The sequence below is a fragment of the Ancylobacter vacuolatus genome (assembly GCF_030813595.1).
Taxonomy (GTDB): domain Bacteria; phylum Pseudomonadota; class Alphaproteobacteria; order Rhizobiales; family Xanthobacteraceae; genus Ancylobacter; species Ancylobacter vacuolatus.
This window is the reverse complement of record NZ_JAUSUH010000008.1, coordinates 34,309-52,623: the sequence shown is the minus strand read 5'-3', so window position 1 is coordinate 52,623 and position 18,315 is coordinate 34,309. Positions and strand designations below refer to the sequence as shown.

Here is an 18,315-nt window from a genome sequence, read left to right as displayed (position 1 = left end):
GACAACAACGCCGGCCAAAGCCCGGCATGCCCAAGGAGGAACGACAACGCCATGACCAACAATCCCTTTCCCCTCTCCCGGGACGACTTGCTGACCGCCTACCGCACCATGCGCACCATCCGCGATTTCGAGGAGCGGCTGCATGTGGAATTCGCCAAGGGCGACATTCCCGGCTTCGTCCACCTCTATGCCGGTGAGGAAGCCTGCGCGACCGGCATCATGATGCACCTCACCGACATCGACCGCATCGCCTCCACCCATCGCGGCCATGGCCACTGCATCGCCAAGGGCGTCGATGTCCATGAGATGATGGGCGAGATCTACGGCAAGGCGACGGGCTGCTGCCGCGGCAAGGGCGGCTCCATGCACATTGCCGACCTGTCCAAGGGCATGATGGGAGCGAACGGCATTCTCGGCGCCGGCGCGCCGCTGATCTGCGGCGCCGGCCTCGCCGCCAAGTTCCGTGGCGATGGCGGCGTCGGCCTCACCTTCTTCGGCGATGGCGCGGCCAATCAGGGCACGGTGCTGGAGAGCATGAACCTCGCCGCGATCTGGAACCTGCCGGTCATTTTCGTGGTCGAGAACAATGGCTACGCCGAATCCACGTCGGTCGAATACGCCACCGCCGTCGATTCCTATGTCGACCGCGCCGCCGGCTTCGGCCTGCCGGGCGTGACGGTGGACGGCACGGATTTCTTCGCCGTCTACGAGGCGGCGGGCGAGATCATCAAGCGCGCCCGCGAGGGCGGCGGGCCGGCCCTGCTCGAATGCAAGACCGTGCGCTTCTTCGGCCATTTCGAGGGCGACGCCCAGACCTACAAGGCCAAGGGCGAGAACGAGCATAACCGCGCCCATCGCGACTGCCTGAAGCTGTTCGGCGCCCGCGTCACGGCGGCCGGAATCGTCGCCGATGCCGACCTCGCTTTGATCGACCGCGAGGTGGCCGCCCTGATCGACGACGCGGTGGAAACCGCCAAGGGCGCGCCGCTGCCCGGCCCGCGCGAACTCACCACCGATGTCTATGTCAGCTACTGAGCCAAGCAACCAATAAAAGGAGGGAATCCCATGGCCCGCATGATCAGCTACAAGCAGGCGATCAACGAAGCGCTCGATCTCGAAATGCGCCGCGATCCCACCGTCATCCTCCTCGGCGAGGACATTGTCGGCGGCGCCGGCGCCCCCGGCGAGATGGATGCCTGGGGCGGCGTTCTCGGCGTCACCAAGGGGCTGCACGCCAAGCACGGCAACCGGCTGATGGACACCCCGCTGTCGGAGAGCGCCTATATCGGCGCCGCCATTGGCGCGGCGGCCTGCGGCATGCGCCCGGTGGCGGAACTGATGTTCCTCGACTTCATGGGCGTGTGCTTCGACCAGATCTTCAACCAGGCCGCCAAGTTCAAATACATGTTCGGCGGCAAGGCGAAGACGCCGGTGGTCATCCGCGCCATGGTCGGCGCCGGCTTTCGCGCCGCCGCCCAGCATTCGCAGATGCTCACCCCCCTGTTCACCCATATTCCTGGGCTGAAAGTGGTGTGCCCCTCCAACGCCTATGACGCCAAGGGCCTGCTGATCCAGGCGATCCGCGACGACGACCCGGTGATCTTCTGCGAGCACAAGGCGCTGTATGGCTCGGAGGCCGACGTGCCGGAGGAGAGCTACGCCATCCCCTTTGGCGAGGCCAACATCGTGCGCGACGGCAAGGACGTGACCCTGGTCGGCTATGGCCTCACCGTGCCGCGCGCCCTCGCCGCCGCCGACACGCTCGCCCGCTCCGGCATCTCGGCCGAGGTGATCGACCTGCGCACCCTCTCGCCGATCGACTGGGACACGGTGATCGAGAGCGTGGAGAACACCGGCCGGCTCGTCGTCATCGACGAGGCCAATCCGCGCTGCTCCCTCGCCACCGACGTCGCCGCCTATGTCGCGCAGCACGCCTTCGGCGCGCTCAAAGCGGCACCGCAGATGGTCACCGCCCCGCACACGCCGGTGCCGTTCTCGCCGGCGCTGGAGGATCTCTACATCCCCTCGGCCGAGGCCATCGTCGCCGCCGTCCACAAGACCACCGGCCCCGTCAAGTCGGCCGCGTGAGGAGCCCCGTGATGAATGAACGCATCAAGCCGGTCGTCATGCCCAAATGGGGGCTGTCGATGTCGGAAGGCAAGGTCACCGGCTGGCTCAAGCCCGCCGGTGCCGCCATCGCCCCGGGCGACGAGATCGTCGAAGTGGAGACCGACAAGATCGCCGGCGTGGTCGAAGCCCATGAGACGGGCACGCTGCGCCGGGTGATCGGCGCACCGGACACGGTCTATCCGGTCAAGGCGCTGCTCGGCATCATCGCCGATGACGCGGTGCCGGACGCCGAGATCGACGCCTATGTCGCCGAATATGCGACGCAGGCGGCGGCCGAGGCGGCAAAGGAGGAGGCGCCCCGATACCACTTCATCGACACCCCGGCCGGGCGGCTGCGCTATGCCAGGCGCGGCGAAGGGGCGGAAAACGTCATCCTCATCCACGGCTTCGGCGGCGATCTCGACAATTGGCTGTTCAACATCGACGCGCTGGCGGAGGTCGCCAGCGTCTATGCGCTCGACCTTCCCGGCCACGGCCAGTCCGACAAGAAGCTCGCCGATCCCTCGCTCACGGGGCTGTCCACCGCGCTTCTCGGCTTCATGGACGCGCTCGCCATCGACCGCGCCCATCTGGTCGGCCATTCCATGGGCGGCGCCATCGCCGCCCGCACCGCGCTCGACGCCGCCGGCCGCGTCGCCTCGGTGACGCTGATCGGCTCGGCCGGTCTCGGACCTGAGATCAATGCCGGCTACACCGACGGCTTCGTGCAGGCGACCTCGCGGCGCGACCTGAAACCCGTGCTGGAACAGCTTTTCCACGATCCCGAAACCGTCACCCGCCAGCTGGTGGACGACCTGCTGAAGTACAAGCGGCTCGACGGCGTGGCGGAAGTGCTCACGGCCCTGTCCGGCGCGCTGTTCGCCGGCGGCCGGCAGGCCGAGCGGGTGGCGGAGCCGCTCGCCGCCACCGACGTGCCGGCTCTGGTGATAGCAGGCGCCAGCGACAAGGTGATCCCCGCCACCCATGCGCAGGCGCTCGGCGCGCGGGCGACCGTCGAGGTGATCGAGGGCGCCGGCCACATGGTGCAGATGGAGAAGGCCGGAAGGGTCAATGAACTGATCCTCGCCCACATCGCCTGAGCCTCACCCTTCCCGAACCACAACGCCGTCCGCGCGCGCGGACGGCGAAGGAGGAACCATGTCCAAACTCACCAACAAGAGCATCGTCATCACAGGCGCCACCGGCGGCATCGGCGCCGCGATCGCCCGGGCGCTGGCCGCCGACGGCGCCGCCATCACCGTCGCCGACCTCTCGCAAGCGGCCGCCGACAATCTGGCGGGCGAGATCGCCACGGCGGGCGGCAAGGCCATCGGCGTCGCGGTGGATGTGCGCGAGCGGGCGCAGGTTCGCGCCATGCTGGACAAGGCGGCGGAGGCCTTCGGCCGCGTCGACGTCCTGTTCAACAATGCCGGCATCGCCCAGACCCGGCCCTTCCTCGACATCACCGAGGAAGACTGGCGCCTCGTCACCGATGTCAACGCGCTCGGCGTGCTCATCGGCATGCAGGAGGCGGTGAAGACCTTTCAACGCCAGGCAGCTTCGGGCCTCGGTGGCGGCGGCAAGATCGTCAACACCGCCTCCATCGCCGCCAAGCAGGGCTATGAGCCGCTGGCCCATTACTGCGCCTCGAAATTCGCCGTGGTGGCGATGACCCAGGCGGCGGCGCGCGCCTTCGGCAAGGAAGGCATCACCGCCAACTGCTTCTGCCCCGGCGTCGTCGCCACGCCGATGTGGGACGTGATCGACAAGGGTTTTCGCGACAACAAGCTCACCACGAAGGAGAACGAGGCGTTCGACAGCTTCGCTGCCACCGCCGTTCTGGGCCGGGCCTCGCAGCCGGCGGACCTCGTCGGTGTCGCCCGCTACCTCGCCTCGTCCGATTCCGACTTCATGACCGGCCAGTCCCTGATGGTGGACGGCGGCATGGTCTTCATCTGAGGAACGGCCATGGCAAGCAATGAGAGCATCCAAGACCAGCTCAAGGACATGAACCGGCGCTTTTCCGCGCTGGCCAAGGCGGCCCCGGGACCGATGGGCGCCTTCCGCTCGCTCATGGGCGAGGCTTCCCGCCGCGGCGCGCTCAGCGCGGCGACGAAGGAACTGATCGCGGTGGCCATCGCCGTGCATCAGGGCTGCGCCGACTGCATCCTGTTCCACGTCGCCAACGCCGCCAGCCACGGCGCAAGCCGCGAGGAACTGGTCGAGGTGCTGGCCGTCGCGCTGGAAATGGGCGGCGGCCCCTCCGCCGTCTATGCCAGCCGGGCGCTGGAAGCCTTCGACGCGCTGGCCGCGCCCAAACCCTGACGCGGCAAGCCCTGACGCGGCAAACCCTGACGCGGCCCCCTGCCCCCTTTCTCCCGAAATGAGGACATTCCCATGAAAGCCGCCCGCTTCCACGGCAAGCGCGATGTACGCATCGACGAGGTGCCGGAGCCGGACCGTGCCCGGCTCGGCCCGCGCGACGTGCTGGTGAAGAACCGCTTCTGCGGCATCTGCGGCACCGACCTGCACGAATACGCCGCCGGCCCGATCTTCATCCCCACCGCGCCGCATCCCTACACCGGCGCCCAGCTGCCGCAGACGCTGGGCCACGAATATGGCGGCACCGTCATCGCCGTGGGTGCCGAGGTAACGAATGTCGCGCCCGGCGACCGCGTCTCGATCCAGCCTCTGATCTCGCCGCGCGACGATCATTACGGAAGGCGGGGCCTCCACCAGCTGTCGGACAAGCTCGGCATTGTCGGGCTGATGTGGCCATGGGGCGGCATGGCGGAATATTCCGTCGTCAATGATTACAACGTGTTCGCCATGCCCGACAGCGTGTCGGACGCGCAGGCGGCGCTGATCGAGCCCACCGCCGTGGTGGTCTATGCCGCCGAGCGCGGCGGGGTGCGGCCGGGCTCCTCCGTGCTGGTCACCGGCGCTGGGCCGATCGGCCAGCTGCAGATTCTCGCGGCGCGGGCGGCGGGCGCCACCACCATCTTCCTGTCCGACACCAATGACAACCGGCTCAAAATGGCCCGCGCCGTGCTGCCCGACGTCATCACCCTCAACCCGAAGACCGACAATGTGGTGGAGGCGATCCGCGATCAGACGGAGGGCCATGTCGGGGTCGACGTGGCGCTGGAATGCGTCGGCGCGGAAGCCGCCACCGCCACCTGCATCGAGGCGGTGCGCCGCCAGGGCGTGGTGGTGCAGGTGGGGCTGCATGTCGGCAAGCCGGCGGTGGACGGCTTCACCCTCACCTTCAAGGATATCGATCTGCGCGGGTCGTGGTGCTACTCGACGCTGATGTGGCCGCGCGTCGCCGCGCTGATCGGCTCGGGGCTGCTGCCGGCGGAAAAGGTGGTCACGCGCCGCATCCGGCTGGACGATGTGGTGGCGGAAGGATTCGAGCAATTGCTGAGCCCCGCCGGCACCGAGCTGAAGATCCTGATCGACCTCGCCTGACAGGGCCGGTCCCTCATCGCCGCCCCTCATCCCCACCCTGCACTCCCTCATCCCCGGGCGTGACCCGGGGACCCAGCTATCGCGCACCCCGTTCCTCCCCTCCACCAACCCTTCATCCCCGGGCTCGACCGGGGGGACCCAGCCTTTCCGTTCGAGCCCGGCCTGAGGACTGGGTGGCCGGGTCAAGCCCGGCCATGAGGGAGGGGTGGCGCCCGCGAGAGCCGGGCTCGCGTTCCGCCCCGGCCGGCGCGCGCTCCCCGATCATGCCACCGGCACGTCCGGGACGACGCGTTCAGTTCCCGCTCATCCCCGGGTGTGAGGCAGGCCCCATAAGGCCGCAATGCCGCGCCCCGGCGAGCGGGCTTGAACAGCCGGCGCGACAAAATCCACGTTGCAGCCGAGATTGCTCTCTATTTCCTATTAATTCGGTAGAATTAGAGTTGACCACCGGCGCTGTCTGTGAAAACCTCTCCCCATCACATTCACCAGCGCCACCGCGCTGCCGGGGAGACTGCCCATGTCGTTTTCTTTCAAGCCCGTGGCTGCCGTCGCGCTGATCGCCGCGCTGGCGGCGCCCCTCGCCACCGCGCCCGTCGCCCGCGCCGCCGACGTGACGCTGCTCAACGTCTCCTACGACCCCACCCGCGAGCTCTATTCCCAGTTCAACAAGCTGTTCGCCGAGCGCTACAAGGCCGAGACCGGCAAGAGCGTCGAGATCAAGACCTCGCATGGCGGCTCGGGCAAGCAGGCCCGCTCGGTGATCGACGGCCTCGATGCCGATGTCGTCACCCTGGCGCTGGCCTATGACATCGACGCCATCGCCGATAAGGGCTTCCTCGCCAAGGACTGGCAGAAGCGCCTGCCGGACAATGCCTCGCCCTACACCTCGACCATTGTGTTCCTGGTGCGCAAGGGCAACCCGAAGGGCATCAAGGACTGGAACGACCTCGCCAAGCCCGGCGTGCAGGTCATCACCCCCAACCCGAAGACCTCGGGCGGCGCCCGCTGGAACTATCTCGCCGCCTGGGCCTATGCGCTCAAGCAGAATGGCGGCGACGAGGCCAAGGCGAAGGCGTTCGTCGGCGAGCTCTACAAGCATGTCCCGGTGCTCGACACCGGCGCGCGCGGCTCCACCGTCACCTTCACCGAGCGCGGCGTCGGCGATGTGCTGCTGGCCTGGGAGAACGAGGCGTTCCTGTCGAAGAAGGAGTTCGGCGACGACAAGTTCGACATCGTCGTGCCCTCGCTCTCCATCCTCGCCGAACCGCCGGTGGCGGTGGTGGACAAGAATGTCGATCGCAAGGGCACCCGCGCGGTCGCTGATGCCTATCTCAAGCTGCTCTACAGCAAGGACGGCCAGAAGCTGGCGGCGGAGAATTTCTACCGCCCGCGTGACCCCGAGGTGGCCAAGGCCTATGAGAAGGTGTTCCCCAAAGTCGAGCTCGTGACCATTGACGATCCGGCCTTTGGCGGCTGGCGCAAGGCACAGCAGACCCATTTCGCCGATGGCGGGGTATTCGACCAGATCTATTCCAACTGAGGCCGGCCGGCAGGCCCGGTCGCATCGGCCTCATCGGTCCGATCGGCCTCACTGTCCACCTCATCGGCCTCATCGGCCACTGCTTTTGACCCTCCCCGGGCCGTGCCGCAAGGCACGGCCTTCGCCGTGACCACCCCTCCCGGAGCGAAGCCTTGAGCGAGACGACGCTGGATAGGACCACCCTTGTCGGCAGCCTGCCCCCGCCCCTCGCCGGGCGGGTGCAGGGCGTCATCCCCGGCTTCGGCCTCACCCTCGGGCTGACCCTGCTGTGGCTGTCGCTGGTGGTACTCATCCCGCTGGCGGCACTGTTCCTGAAGACGGCGGAACTGTCGCCGGACCGGATCCTCGCCATTCTCACCGCGCCTAGAACGTTGAACGCGCTGAAGATTTCCTTCGGCCTGTCGCTCGCCGCCGCGAGCATCAACCTCGTGCTGGGCGGCATCATCGTCTGGGTGCTGGTGCGCTATGATTTCCCCGGCCGACGGGTGCTCGACGCGCTGATCGACATTCCCTTCGCCCTGCCCACCGCGGTGGCCGGCATCGCGCTCACCACGCTTTATGCCGAGAATGGCTGGATCGGCGGCCTGCTCGCCCCGCTCGGCATCAAGGTCGCCTTCACCCCGCTCGGCATCCTGATCGCGTTGATTTTCATAGGCTTGCCCTTCGTCGTCCGCACCGTCCAGCCGGTGCTGGAGGACCTCGACCACGATCTGGAGGAAGCCGCCGCCACGCTCGGCGCCGGGCGCTGGACCACGGTGCGCCGGGTCATCGCCCCGGCGGTGCTGCCGGCCTTCCTCACCGGCTTCGCCCTCGCCTTCGCCCGGGCGGTCGGCGAATATGGCTCGGTGATCTTCATCGCCGGCAACCTGCCGAACGTGTCGGAGATCGCGCCGCTGCTCATCGTCATCCGGCTGGAAGAGTTCCGCTACGCCGACGCCACCGCGATTGCGGCGACGATGCTGGTGGCGTCCTTCCTGCTGCTCTTTGTCGTCAACGGCCTGCAGCGCTGGTCGCAGAGCCGCACCGGGAGGCTGGCATGAGCGCCGCACCCATCCGCGACGAGCCCGCGCTGGTGCGCGGCATCCTCATCGGCCTCGCGGTCCTCATCATCGGCCTGTTCATCCTGCTGCCACTGGTCAATGTCTTCGCCCAAGCCTTTTCCAAGGGCTGGCACGCCTATCTCGACGCCCTGGTCGAGCCCGACGCGCTGGCGGCGGTGCGCCTCACTCTTCTGGTCACGGCGCTGTCGCTCACCGCCAACACCGTCATGGGCCTCGTCATGGCCTGGGCCATCACCAAGTTCGAATTCCCAGGCAAGAGCTTCCTCATCACCCTGATCGACCTGCCCTTCTCGGTGTCCCCGGTCGTCGCCGGCCTCGTCTTCGTGCTGCTGTTCGGCGCCCAGGGCTATTTCGGCCCCTGGCTGATCGACAATGGCTGGAAGATCATCTTCTCCTGGCCCGGCATCACGCTGGCGACGATCTTCGTCACCTTCCCCTTCGTGGCGCGCGAACTCATTCCGCTGATGCAGGAACAGGGCACGACAGAGGAGGAGGCGGCGGTCACGCTCGGCGCCGGCGGCTGGCGGGTGTTCTCGCGCGTCACCCTGCCCAACATCAAATGGGCGCTGCTCTATGGCGTGCTGCTGTGCAATGCCCGCGCCATGGGCGAGTTCGGCGCCGTCTCGGTGGTCTCGGGCCATGTGCGCGGCGAGACCAACACCATCCCGCTGCAGGTCGAGATTCTCTACAACGAGTACCAGTTCCAGGCGTCCTTCGCGGTGGCCTCGCTGCTGGCCCTGCTCGCCATCGTCACCCTGCTGGCGAAGACGCTGCTGGAAGCGCGCCTCGGCCGCAGCGGCGGGCGGCACTGACGCTCAGAATAGGTACACCGCCGCCAGAACCCCGCCGACCACCAGCACGGCGAACGCCGCCGTCACCAGGCCGAGCCGTTCCTCGATGAAGGTGCGCGCCGAGGGGCCGATCCAATACAGCAGCCCCGCCACCATGAAGAAGCGCAGCCCCCGGGTGATGACCGAGAGCACGACGAACCAGAACAGGCTGTAATGGGCGAAGCCCGAGGTGATCGTCACCACCTTGTAGGGGATCGGGGTCAGTCCCTTGATGAGAATGATCCAGTGGCCATAGCGCTGATAAGCCTCGGTGAAGGCATCCACCCGGGCGCCGTAGCCATAGAGCTGGATCAGGAACAGGCCGAGCGACTCATAGAGCAGCGCGCCGATGGCGTAGCCGGCTAGCCCGCCGACCACCGAGGCGAGCGTGCAGATGGTCGCGTACCACCAGGCGCGAGCCGGGCGCGCGAGGCACATCGGCACCAGCATCACATCCGGCGGCACCGGGAAGAACGAGCTTTCGGCAAAAGACACGGCGGCCAGCGCCCAGGGCGCGGAACGCCGCTCCGCGAGGTCGATCACCCATTGGTAGAGGCGGCGCAGCATGCAAGGACCTGACGGAGCGAAGTGGATTCCGGTGAACCGGCTTTCACCGGACGTGCTCTAGGGGCGCCGGCGCGGCAGGTCGGGAAGAGGAGCGACGCCGGCACCTTCGGCGATGTCCCACAAAAGCGGTCGGGCGGCCACCCCTGCCTCGAAGAGCGGCGCTTCCTTGCCGGCCCTGCCCCGGCGCTTGGGCATCTTCTCGGCCATGCCGAGCAGTTTCTCGCGCCGGCGCATCTCCGCCCACACATCGTCGGGCTCAATGCCGAGTTCCACCCACAGCACGACCAGATTGTAGAGAAGATCGGCGCTCTCGCGCACGGTGGCGGCGCGGTCGCCGACCACGGCGTCGAGCGCTACCTCCACCGCCTCCTCGGCCACCTTCTTCGCCATCGCCGCCCGGCCCTTGCGGAACAGCTTCTGGGTCCGCGCCGAAGGGTTGGCGCCCTTCTGGGTCGCGGTCACGGCGGCGTGCAGGCGGCGGATCGAATCACTCATGCCGAATCACTCATGCGTGGATTCTAGAGCCATTTACATGAACCCTGTGCGGCGGATCGCCGATCGGATGGCGCCGGTGTGATCCGGTGGCCGGGGTTTATTTTTGCGCCGCCGCAGGGTTCGGGTTATGCAAGGGGCGAAATGCCCCATCGGGCCGGGCCGGCCCGCCGCCCCGGTCAGAAACGGATATTGGAAGCGTGCTGAACCTTTCCCTGTTCCGCCCCCGCCGCGCCTGGCTCGTGGCCGGGCTTGTCAGTGCCGCGCTGCTCGCCCCGCTGGCGGCGCGCGCCACCCCGGCGCTGGTCATCGAGGTCGACAGCGGCAAGGTGCTGCTGGCGGAAGACGCCACCAAGCCCTGGTATCCCGCCTCCGTCACCAAGCTGATGACCGCCTATGTCACCTTCAAGGCCATCCGCGCCGGCCGGCTGACACCGGAGACGCTGATCACCGTTTCCGACTTCGCGACGACGCAGAAGCCCTCCAAGATGGGCTTCAAGGCCGGCACGCAGGTGACGGTCGACAATGCGCTGAAGATGATGCTGGTGAAGTCGGCCAATGACATCGCCGTGGTGCTGGCCGAAGGCGTCAGCGGCAACCTGCCGGCCTTCATCGACGAGATGAACGCCACCGCCGCCGAACTCGGCATGACCGGCACCCATTACGCCAACCCGAACGGCCTGCCCGACCCGGCACAGGTGTCGACCGCGCGCGACCTCGCCATTCTCTCCCGCGCGATTTTCCTCAATTTCCCCGAACAGGCCGACCTGTTCCGCATTCCGGCGATCAAGATCGGCCCGGCGGTGATCCGCAGCTACAACAAGCTGATCGACCGCTATCCCGGCGCCGACGGCATGAAGACCGGCTTCATCTGCGCCTCCGGCTTCAACCTGGTGGCCAGCGCCACCCGCGGCAACCGGCATCTTCTCGTCGTCGTGCTCGGCACCGAATCCGGCAAGGCCCGCACCGAGCAGGCCGCCCTGCTGCTGGAGCGCGGTTTCCAGCAGTCCGGCAACGTGTTCGGCTCGCTCGCCCCCTCGGTCGACTCGCTGCGCAACGAGAGCGGCCCGCCAACCGACATGCGGGAGCAGGTGTGCGGCGGCAAGCGCAAGAACACCGCCTCCGAAGCCGATGACGACAGCGGCCCGGCGCCCACCGGCTATGTCGCCGCCGGCATGGCCCGGCTCGACGGCACCGTGACCGGTGCCAGCCTGCTGCAGAAGCTGCCGCCCTCCATGCCGCCGGTCGAGGTGTTCGTCGGGCCGTTCCCCAGCGCCGAGGCGCTCGCCGCCGCCTATCCGCCGCCGCCGGCACCGAAGAAGCCCGTCGCCAAGAAGCCCGCGGGCAAGAAGGGGCCTACCACGGCGGTCATCGACACCGGCAATCCCGACGCGGCGCCCACGACCGAGGCGGCCGGAGGTGCTCCTCAGGCCGTCGCGCCAGAGGCGGCGCCGAAGCCCAAGCCCAAGCCCAAGCCGAAGCCCGCGACCGCGCAGGCCCAGCCGGGCGCCAAGCCGGCCACCAAACCCGCCGCCAAGCCGGCGGCAAAGCCCGCCCCCGGGCCGGGTGCCGCGCCGGCCAATCTCGCCGTTCCTCCGCCACCGCAATAGCCTGCGGGCGCCGCAGCCTCGCGCGAGCGCGGCGCCGCGTGCCGCGCCGAACAGGATTTCGCTCATGAGCGAGGCGACCCGCCTCCCCCCGGAACCGCTTCCGGTCACGCTGCTCACCGGCTTTCTCGGCGCCGGCAAGACGACGCTGCTCAACACGCTGCTGCAGCAGCCGGACATGGCCGACACCGCCGTGTTGATCAACGAGTTCGGCGAGATCGGGCTCGACCATCTCCTGGTCCAGCATTTCGACGACGCCACCGTGCTGCTCGCCTCCGGCTGCCTGTGCTGCACCATTCGCGGCGACCTGTCCGAGGGCCTGGAGCAGTTGCTGCGGCGCATGGACAATGGCGTCATCCCGCCTTTCCGCCGGGTGGTGATCGAGACCACCGGCCTCGCCGATCCGGCGCCGATCCTGCACGTCTTGATGATGCATCCCTATCTGCTGATGCGCTTCCGGCTCGATGGTGTCGTCACCGTGGTCGACGCGGTGAACGGCCTCGGCACGCTCGACGCGCACCCGGAATCGGTGCGGCAGGCGGCGATTTCCGATCGCATCGTGCTCACCAAGACCGATCTGGTCGATACGCCCGAGCGGAGCGCCAACCTCGCCGCGCTGCGCCAGCGCCTCGCCCGGCTCGCGCCCGGCGCGCCAGTGCTCGATGCCGCCAAGGGCGAGGCGACACCGTCCGCGCTGCTCGGCGCCGGGCTCTATGATCCCGCCACCAAGATTCCCGACGTGTCACGCTGGCTGGCCGACGAGGCGGTGAGCGCGGCGGAGGAAGCCGGGCGCGCCCACGTCCATGACGAGAACCGCCATGACGAGCGCATCCGCGCCTTCACCGTGGCCACCGAGGCGCCGGTCTCCGCCGCCGCCATCGACATGTTCCTGGAGCTGGTGCGCGGCACGCATGGGCCCAAGCTCTTGCGGCTCAAGGGCATTGTGAAGCTGGCCGAGGACCCCGAGCACCCGCTGGTGCTGCACGGCGTCCAGCATGTGCTGCACCCGCCGAGCCAGCTTGCCGCCTGGCCGGATGACGACCGGCGCACCCGCCTGGTGATGATTGTGCGCGATGTCGAGCCAGCGGTGATTCGCCGGCTGTTCGACGCCTTCATGGGCCTGCCCGCCATCGGCCAGCCCGACCGCGTCGCTATGACCGACAATCCGCTCGCGCCGCATACGCTGCGGCGCTGAGCCGCGAGCGCCGGCCCCGCGCCGGCGCGGGGCGCACCGCGCCTTGGCGGCCTATTGAGACGGCAGCGGCGCGCCGTTGAGCAGCACCTGCGTGCCGCCCGCCGCCGGGGCGCCGGCGGTTGCGCCGGCCGGGTTCGCCGCCGCCTCGGCCGCCTCGGCCTTCGGGTCCGGCACCGCGATCACCATCGCCCAGTAGACGCTGTACTTGCTGCGCGGGGAGCGCACGGCGGCGATGCCGAGGCGGGTGGCGCCCGGCAGCAGCATGTTCTTGTTGTGCGAGGGCGAATCCCGCCAGCCGGAGAACGCCTCGGCCAGCGTGTGATAGCCGGCGCCGACATTCTCCGCCGCCTTCAGCCCGCTGAACCCGGCCGCCTTCAGCCGCGTGGTCAGCCCGCGTCCGCCAATATTGTGCGAGAGCTGGTCCGCCGCCGCCATGGACTTGGCCTGACGCTCGGCGACATTCATCAGCACCGGGTCGATGGTGACGGCCGGCAGGCCGCGCCCGCGCCGGTAGTCGCTGATCAGCGCGGCCGCCGCCTGCGGGTCGAGCGCGCCGCCCTTGGCGATGTTGGCATAGAAGGTCTCGTCCACCGGCGCCGTGGTCGGCCCGGCGGCGCAGGCCGCGAGCATCAGGGGCACCAGCAGCAGACCGGCAAGGCGCTTCAGCAGGAAGGTGGACATGCGACACTCTCAAGGGGCGCGGAGACGGGAAGGTCCGGGAACGATTGAATCCGCCCGGATCGGTAAACCAATCTCTAACGCGCGGGTCCGATGACGCCGAGTTCAGTGAAAATGCCTAGCCGCCCTCATCCCCGGCCGGCGGCTCCTCGCCGATCCGCCCGCCGCGATAGATGCTCCACGGCGTGTAGGGAATGCCGATCTTCGCGGTCTTCAGCCGGTCGAGCACGGCGAAATGCAGGTCGCTCTTTACGGTGAGCGCATAGTCGACATTCGCCACCACGCAGCGCAGCTCGAACTTCAGGTAGCTGTCGCCGAACGCCATCAGGAACACCCGCGGCGGCGGCGAGCGCAGCACCTGTGGATGGTCGCAGGCGCAGCCGATCAGGATGTCGCGCACCTCGTCGGCATCCGCGTCATAGGCGACGTTCACCGCCACGATCACCCGGCCGGTGGTGTTGGCATGGGTGAAGTTCTTCACCATGCCGGTGATGAGATCTGAATTGGGGATCAGCACCGCCGCGCGGTCGAAGGTCTCGATCTCGGTCGCGCGCACGCTGATGCGGCGCACATAGCCCTCCTCGCCCTTCACCGAAATGGTGTCGCCGACCCGTATCGGCCGCTCGGCCAGCAGGATCAGCCCGGAGACGAAGTTCGAGACGATAGATTGCAGGCCGAAGCCGATACCGACCGAGAGCGCACCGGCGACCAACGCGATGTTTTCGAGGTTCAGCCCCAGCTGCCCCATCGCCATCGCGATCACGGTGATCGAGCCGATATAGCCGATAATCGTGGCGATGGAGTTCTGCAGGCCCTGGTCGAAGGCGGTCTTCGGCAGGATCGCCACCGCGAACCAGCGCTGCACCGCGCGGGCGATGACGATGCCGATCACCAGGAACAGCAGCGCGCTCAATATGTCGCCGATAGCGACCGTCGAATTGCCGATGGTGAAGCCGAGGGTGACGCGGCTCGCCAGATCGGCGAAATCCGAGGTGGAGGTGCCGAAGGTGCCGACCACGACAATGACGATGCCGATGATCGCCACCGCCTTCAGCACGCCGGCAATCAGCACCGACAGCAGTTCGAGGCTCGCCGGCCGGATGCCGAGCGCCTTCGCCGCGTGGCGCGCCTTCGGGCCGGCGGTGAGGGAATCGACGAACAGCGCATTGATCAGCGCCACGACGAGATAGAGCGCCCCCGCCATCACCACGCCGACCAGCGTGCGCGAGGACAGGAAGGAGGCGATGCTGACATAGCCGGTGATCAGCGCCCCGAGCACGGCGAGGTTCAGCACCCAGAAGGGAAACTTGATCCAGTTGAGCAGGGTGGGCGAGCGGGCGTCACGGCCATCCTCGGCCTTGCCGTCCGAAACCTTGCCGTCCGACATCTTGCCATCTGGCGCCTTGCCGTCGATAGCCTTGCCGTCCGGCGCCTTGCCTTCGTCCTCGTCGCTGTCGCCGGACAGGGCATTGAGGGCGCGCATACTGCGCGAGGCCACCAGGACGAGGCACAGCGCCATCGTTGCGCTGGTCGCCACCGAGAGCGGCACCGGCGCCACCAGCGCGCGGTGCACGGCGCCGAGCATCGCCGAGGTGCCGAGAATCCACAGGCCTACCGAGGCGTGGCTGTAGATCAGCCGCACCATGTCGTCCGAGAGCGGCACCACGCGGCGCTGCGGCTCCCCCGGCGCCAGCGCGCCGTCGAGCAGACCTCGCCCGACGGCGACGATGAAGACGGCGAGCAGAACGCCCTGCGCGATCTCGTTCACCCGGGGCGGCAGCAGGTCGAAACTGTTCAGCAATGCCAGCACGGCGGTGACCGCCGCCGGCGCCGCCGCCATGCGCAGCAGGGCCACCAGCGCCGAAAGCCCGCTCGCCCGCAGGCGCGAGAGCGGCTCGCCCTCCGCGCCAAGCTCCGCGCGGTGCAGCGGCCGGGCGAGTATGCTGCGCGCCAGGAAGATCAGCGCGACGATCACCAGCGCGCCGAAGGCCACCGCCACCTGCCCGAGAAACGGCATGCGCGCATTGGCATAGGCCGCCCAGTCGCTCAGCAAATAGTTGATGCCGCGCAGCTCCACCGGCACGGCGGCGGCGGCCTGCATCCAGAGCGAGGGATCGAAAATGCTGTAGGAGCGCGCCAGCAGCGTGTCGGTAAACAGCGCGCGGCGCCGGCTGGTGATGCGGTCGGAAAGCTGGTCGGCCCGCACCTTCAGCAGCTTCGCCTGCTTGAGCACCGCGTCGAGCTCGGTGGCGCGGGCGGTCAGCGCGTCGCGCTCGGAGGTGATGGAGGCGTCTTCCGGCGGGGCGTCCTCGGCCGGCTTGGGGCCGATTTCCTTCACCCGGTGATTGAAGTTCGCCAGCAGCGGCTCCAGCAGGGCGATGCCGGCGGTCAGGTCGGTCCGCACCGGGTCCAGCCGATTGCGCAGATCGTCGAGGTCGATCGAGCGAAGCCCGTCGCGCCCCAGCGCCGCCTCGACGCCGTCGACGATGGCGCGCTGGCCCTCCAGCTTCTGCTGCACCTGCAGCTGTTCCGGCGGTATCTGCGCGAAGCCGGCACCCGCGCTGAGCAGCAGGGCCAGCGCCATGAGCACCGCCCAAAGCACCGGCGCGACGCCCGCCAGCAGGCGGCCGGTCCACCGGAAGGCGGACAGCGCGGCGGGGCGGGGCGGGAAAGACGGGAAGAGTGAGGTGGAATACATCGTGCCGGGGCGGATTGGAGCCAGTGGCCGACCTCTCTCAGTCCCGATCAAGGCCAAGTCAAGGCCACGGGTCGAGGCGGGGGGGGCACGGCCGGGGGCCACGGCCCGCTCCTGCCGAGGCAGGTCTGCGCGTCAGTTGCCCCGCAGATGCGGCGGCAGCATCCGCTCCTGCAGGTCGGCGGCGGAGGAGAAGACGGCGAAGATGTCGCCGATGAATTCGCGGGCCTGCGAGAAGAAGGTGGCGCGCGGGGCGCGCATGCGCCCGACCATCTCCTCGTCGTCGAGCTGGAGATCGGCCGCGTGGTGCACGGCGAGGTTCCGCATCGGCCCGTTATTGGGCAGGAACACCACCTGCAATTCCTCGATGCCGCGATTCTGCGCCAGCAGCACCAGATGCTTCATCAGCGCCGAGCCGATGCCCTTGCCCTGCCAGGGGCGCTCGACGCTGAACGCCGCCTCGGCCGCCGCCGGCTTACCCGGGCGCGTGCCGAGCGGGTGCAGCTCCGCCACCGCCCGCAAATCGCCCTCGACGAAATAACCGATGGCACTCGCCTCGCCGGAGACAAGGCGGGTCGCATGGCGGGCCAGCGCGTTGTCGGAAACCACGCCGCCGAAGCGCATGAAGCGGCTCAGCGGATCGAGCCGCAGCAGATGCGCCAGTATCGCCTCGCGTTCCGCCGGCACCAGCTTGCGGATGCTGCCGGGCAGCCGCGCCATCGCGGGGGACGGTGGGGCATGCGGCGCCTGCGGCGCGGCAGATGAAGGGGCGGCGGACGGTGTCATGGGCTCGGCCTCGACGGGACCGCGGATTATTATTGCGGCGCAGCATAAATATGCGCACCGCACAACGAGACAACTCCTGCATCTGCATGGCTCGCATGCGGCCTCGGCGAGCCGGCGCCAGTCTACGCCGCCGCCGGCGATGCGCCAATGCGTAGGGCCGCAGATGACGCGAGCCTGCGCGTGCCACCAGCGTGGGCCGTCTCTCCCGCCGGCGCCAGAGAGTGGGGCCTAGCGGCTGGCGCTCAGCGTGCGGGCCCGCGTCACCACCTCGGTGATCGCCTCGCGCAGGGCGCCATCGGCCGACAGGCCGAAATTATAATGGCTCATCGAGAACGGGCCGACCTTGCCGGGATGGGCCGAGCGGAAGCCGACATAGACGCCCAGGAACGCCCCGTCCGGCGACAGCATCGCCGCGCCGGAGACGCCGCCCTCGGCGTCACAGTCGATCGCGACTTCCCGCAGGCCGCTCGACGCCGTGGTCGTCACCTTGCGGGCCTGGCAGTTCTGCAGCGAATAATATTCCTGGCCGCCGCTCCGCGCCGCCGCCGCCAGCACGATATTGCCCGGCACCTGCATCGTGCCGGGCATATAGGGCTTCACGCCCTTCACCGCTCCGGCGAGCGGCACCACCGCCCAATCCTTCACCGCCGGCTGGCCATAGGGCTCGCGGGCGCCGCACACCACCTTGTCGACATCGACCGAAACCTTCTGCCGGCTACCGCCGGCGGTGATCTCGAAGGTGCAGTCTGCGCCCCGCCCGCGCGGCTCGCCGCCCGGGGTGAACAGCACATGCGAGGCCGTCACCAGCACGTTGTTGGCGCCCACCAGCTGGCCGGTGCCCACGGCCGAGCCGCAGCGCACCAGGCCGGTCGCGCCGAAGCGCGAGGCCATAGCGGCCGGTGTCAGGCCGAAGGTGCGGGAATAGTCGTCGCGGGAAAGACGGTCATCGCGATCGATGATGATGGCGGAGGAGGGCAGGCTGGCCGAGGTCGAGGCGTTGCGCTCCGCCGCCGCCGCTGGCGCGCCGCACACGCCGATCCCGCAGGCCACGGTAAACGCCACGGTCACGGCCCGCCCAACCGGGGCCTTTCCGCCAGAATCGCCAAAGCCCCGCACCCGCATTCCGGTCTCACCCGTCTGGAGAAGCGCGGCGAGTGTGGGGGGAGAAATGTGAGCGGGTCAAGGCAAACCAGAAATAACGCGCGAACCGCCCATCGGTTCCCGCCGCCCTGCCATGCATTTTGCGGGGATGAGCCGCGCACTGGCGCCGTTCCTCAGTGCCAC

At 68.7% G+C, this 18,315-nt stretch carries 17 protein-coding genes; 11 read left to right on the top strand and 6 right to left on the bottom strand.

The annotated features are described in order from the left end of the window. Positions 1–51 precede the first annotated feature (51 nt). From J2S76_RS16515 to cysW, 9 genes are all read left to right on the top strand, one after another. Positions 52–1,035, top strand: a complete 984-nt coding sequence (locus tag J2S76_RS16515; protein WP_307062082.1) for a thiamine pyrophosphate-dependent dehydrogenase E1 component subunit alpha — start codon at positions 52–54, stop codon at positions 1,033–1,035. A 30-nt stretch (positions 1,036–1,065) separates the two neighbouring features. After that, positions 1,066–2,088: an alpha-ketoacid dehydrogenase subunit beta gene (locus tag J2S76_RS16510; protein WP_307062080.1), complete on the top strand. Its 1,023-nt coding sequence runs from the start codon at positions 1,066–1,068 to the stop codon at positions 2,086–2,088. Positions 2,089–2,099: 11 nt separating this feature from the next. Beyond that, positions 2,100–3,209, top strand: coding sequence for an acetoin dehydrogenase dihydrolipoyllysine-residue acetyltransferase subunit (locus J2S76_RS16505; protein WP_307062078.1), 1,110 nt, complete (start codon positions 2,100–2,102; stop codon positions 3,207–3,209). Between the two features lie 58 nt (positions 3,210–3,267). Then, the gene (locus J2S76_RS16500; RefSeq protein ID WP_307062076.1) at positions 3,268–4,068 is read left to right on the top strand and encodes a glucose 1-dehydrogenase; all 801 of its coding nucleotides are present in this window, start codon (positions 3,268–3,270) and stop codon (positions 4,066–4,068) included. A gap of 9 nt (positions 4,069–4,077) precedes the next feature. Next, entirely contained in the window at positions 4,078–4,434 is a 357-nt protein-coding gene (locus tag J2S76_RS16495) for a carboxymuconolactone decarboxylase family protein (protein WP_307062074.1), read from the top strand. A gap of 72 nt (positions 4,435–4,506) precedes the next feature. Continuing rightward, the gene (locus tag J2S76_RS16490; RefSeq protein WP_307062072.1) at positions 4,507–5,580 is read left to right on the top strand and encodes a 2,3-butanediol dehydrogenase; all 1,074 of its coding nucleotides are present in this window, start codon (positions 4,507–4,509) and stop codon (positions 5,578–5,580) included. A gap of 517 nt (positions 5,581–6,097) precedes the next feature. After that, on the top strand, positions 6,098–7,120 hold the full coding sequence (locus tag J2S76_RS16485; protein ID WP_307062070.1) for a sulfate ABC transporter substrate-binding protein: 1,023 nt from the start codon (positions 6,098–6,100) through the stop codon (positions 7,118–7,120). A gap of 230 nt (positions 7,121–7,350) precedes the next feature. After that, positions 7,351–8,160 (top strand): sulfate ABC transporter permease subunit CysT, encoded by an 810-nt coding sequence (cysT, locus tag J2S76_RS16480; RefSeq protein ID WP_307062356.1) that lies wholly within the window; start codon positions 7,351–7,353, stop codon positions 8,158–8,160. Beyond that, a complete protein-coding gene (gene cysW, locus J2S76_RS16475; RefSeq protein ID WP_307062068.1) occupies positions 8,157–8,993 on the top strand; it encodes a sulfate ABC transporter permease subunit CysW in 837 nt (278 codons plus the stop codon). Before cysT ends, cysW begins: the two co-directional genes overlap by 4 nt. A 3-nt stretch (positions 8,994–8,996) precedes the next feature. Here cysW and J2S76_RS16470 read toward each other — a convergent pair whose 3' ends face one another. Both J2S76_RS16470 and hisE read right to left on the bottom strand, forming a co-directional pair. Then, positions 8,997–9,578, bottom strand: a complete 582-nt coding sequence (locus J2S76_RS16470) for a YqaA family protein (RefSeq protein ID WP_307062066.1) — start codon at positions 9,576–9,578, stop codon at positions 8,997–8,999. Positions 9,579–9,635: 57 nt separating this feature from the next. Then, complete coding sequence (hisE, locus tag J2S76_RS16465; protein ID WP_307062064.1) at positions 9,636–10,073, bottom strand: phosphoribosyl-ATP diphosphatase; 438 nt, start codon at positions 10,071–10,073, stop codon at positions 9,636–9,638. Positions 10,074–10,273: 200 nt separating this feature from the next. On the opposite strand from hisE, the gene J2S76_RS16460 reads away from it, so the two are divergent. Further along, the gene (locus tag J2S76_RS16460) at positions 10,274–11,680 is read left to right on the top strand and encodes a D-alanyl-D-alanine carboxypeptidase family protein (protein ID WP_307062354.1); all 1,407 of its coding nucleotides are present in this window, start codon (positions 10,274–10,276) and stop codon (positions 11,678–11,680) included. A gap of 64 nt (positions 11,681–11,744) precedes the next feature. Next, positions 11,745–12,872 (top strand): CobW family GTP-binding protein, encoded by a 1,128-nt coding sequence (locus tag J2S76_RS16455; RefSeq protein ID WP_307062063.1) that lies wholly within the window; start codon positions 11,745–11,747, stop codon positions 12,870–12,872. Positions 12,873–12,923: 51 nt separating this feature from the next. On the opposite strand, the gene J2S76_RS16450 is transcribed toward J2S76_RS16455, so the two are convergent. The 4 genes from J2S76_RS16450 to J2S76_RS16435 all read right to left on the bottom strand — a co-directional run bounded on the left by J2S76_RS16450 (position 12,924) and on the right by J2S76_RS16435 (position 18,099). After that, the gene (locus J2S76_RS16450) at positions 12,924–13,553 is read right to left on the bottom strand and encodes a CAP domain-containing protein (protein ID WP_307062061.1); all 630 of its coding nucleotides are present in this window, start codon (positions 13,551–13,553) and stop codon (positions 12,924–12,926) included. A 115-nt stretch (positions 13,554–13,668) separates the two neighbouring features. Further along, positions 13,669–16,248: a DUF3772 domain-containing protein gene (locus J2S76_RS16445; RefSeq protein ID WP_307062059.1), complete on the bottom strand. Its 2,580-nt coding sequence runs from the start codon at positions 16,246–16,248 to the stop codon at positions 13,669–13,671. Between the two features lie 132 nt (positions 16,249–16,380). After that, complete coding sequence (locus J2S76_RS16440; protein WP_307062057.1) at positions 16,381–17,031, bottom strand: GNAT family N-acetyltransferase; 651 nt, start codon at positions 17,029–17,031, stop codon at positions 16,381–16,383. Between the two features lie 228 nt (positions 17,032–17,259). After that, the gene (locus J2S76_RS16435) at positions 17,260–18,099 is read right to left on the bottom strand and encodes a trypsin-like peptidase domain-containing protein (RefSeq protein WP_307062055.1); all 840 of its coding nucleotides are present in this window, start codon (positions 18,097–18,099) and stop codon (positions 17,260–17,262) included. Positions 18,100–18,315 lie beyond the last annotated feature (216 nt).

What these genes read in the sequence shown, in the direction of transcription:
- J2S76_RS16515 (WP_307062082.1), top strand. Translation starts at nt 52, where the DNA reads ATGACCAACAATCCCTTTCCCCTCTCCCGGGACGACTTGCTGACCGCC.
- J2S76_RS16510 (WP_307062080.1), top strand. Translation starts at nt 1,066, where the DNA reads ATGGCCCGCATGATCAGCTACAAGCAGGCGATCAACGAAGCGCTCGAT.
- J2S76_RS16505 (WP_307062078.1), top strand. Translation starts at nt 2,100, where the DNA reads ATGAATGAACGCATCAAGCCGGTCGTCATGCCCAAATGGGGGCTGTCG.
- J2S76_RS16500 (WP_307062076.1), top strand. Translation starts at nt 3,268, where the DNA reads ATGTCCAAACTCACCAACAAGAGCATCGTCATCACAGGCGCCACCGGC.
- J2S76_RS16495 (WP_307062074.1), top strand. Translation starts at nt 4,078, where the DNA reads ATGGCAAGCAATGAGAGCATCCAAGACCAGCTCAAGGACATGAACCGG.
- J2S76_RS16490 (WP_307062072.1), top strand. Translation starts at nt 4,507, where the DNA reads ATGAAAGCCGCCCGCTTCCACGGCAAGCGCGATGTACGCATCGACGAG.
- J2S76_RS16485 (WP_307062070.1), top strand. Translation starts at nt 6,098, where the DNA reads ATGTCGTTTTCTTTCAAGCCCGTGGCTGCCGTCGCGCTGATCGCCGCG.
- cysW (WP_307062068.1), top strand. Translation starts at nt 8,157, where the DNA reads ATGAGCGCCGCACCCATCCGCGACGAGCCCGCGCTGGTGCGCGGCATC.
- J2S76_RS16470 (WP_307062066.1), bottom strand. Translation starts at nt 9,578, where the DNA reads ATGCTGCGCCGCCTCTACCAATGGGTGATCGACCTCGCGGAGCGGCGT.
- hisE (WP_307062064.1), bottom strand. Translation starts at nt 10,073, where the DNA reads ATGAGTGATTCGATCCGCCGCCTGCACGCCGCCGTGACCGCGACCCAG.
- J2S76_RS16455 (WP_307062063.1), top strand. Translation starts at nt 11,745, where the DNA reads ATGAGCGAGGCGACCCGCCTCCCCCCGGAACCGCTTCCGGTCACGCTG.
- J2S76_RS16450 (WP_307062061.1), bottom strand. Translation starts at nt 13,553, where the DNA reads ATGTCCACCTTCCTGCTGAAGCGCCTTGCCGGTCTGCTGCTGGTGCCC.
- J2S76_RS16445 (WP_307062059.1), bottom strand. Translation starts at nt 16,248, where the DNA reads ATGTATTCCACCTCACTCTTCCCGTCTTTCCCGCCCCGCCCCGCCGCG.
- J2S76_RS16440 (WP_307062057.1), bottom strand. Translation starts at nt 17,031, where the DNA reads ATGACACCGTCCGCCGCCCCTTCATCTGCCGCGCCGCAGGCGCCGCAT.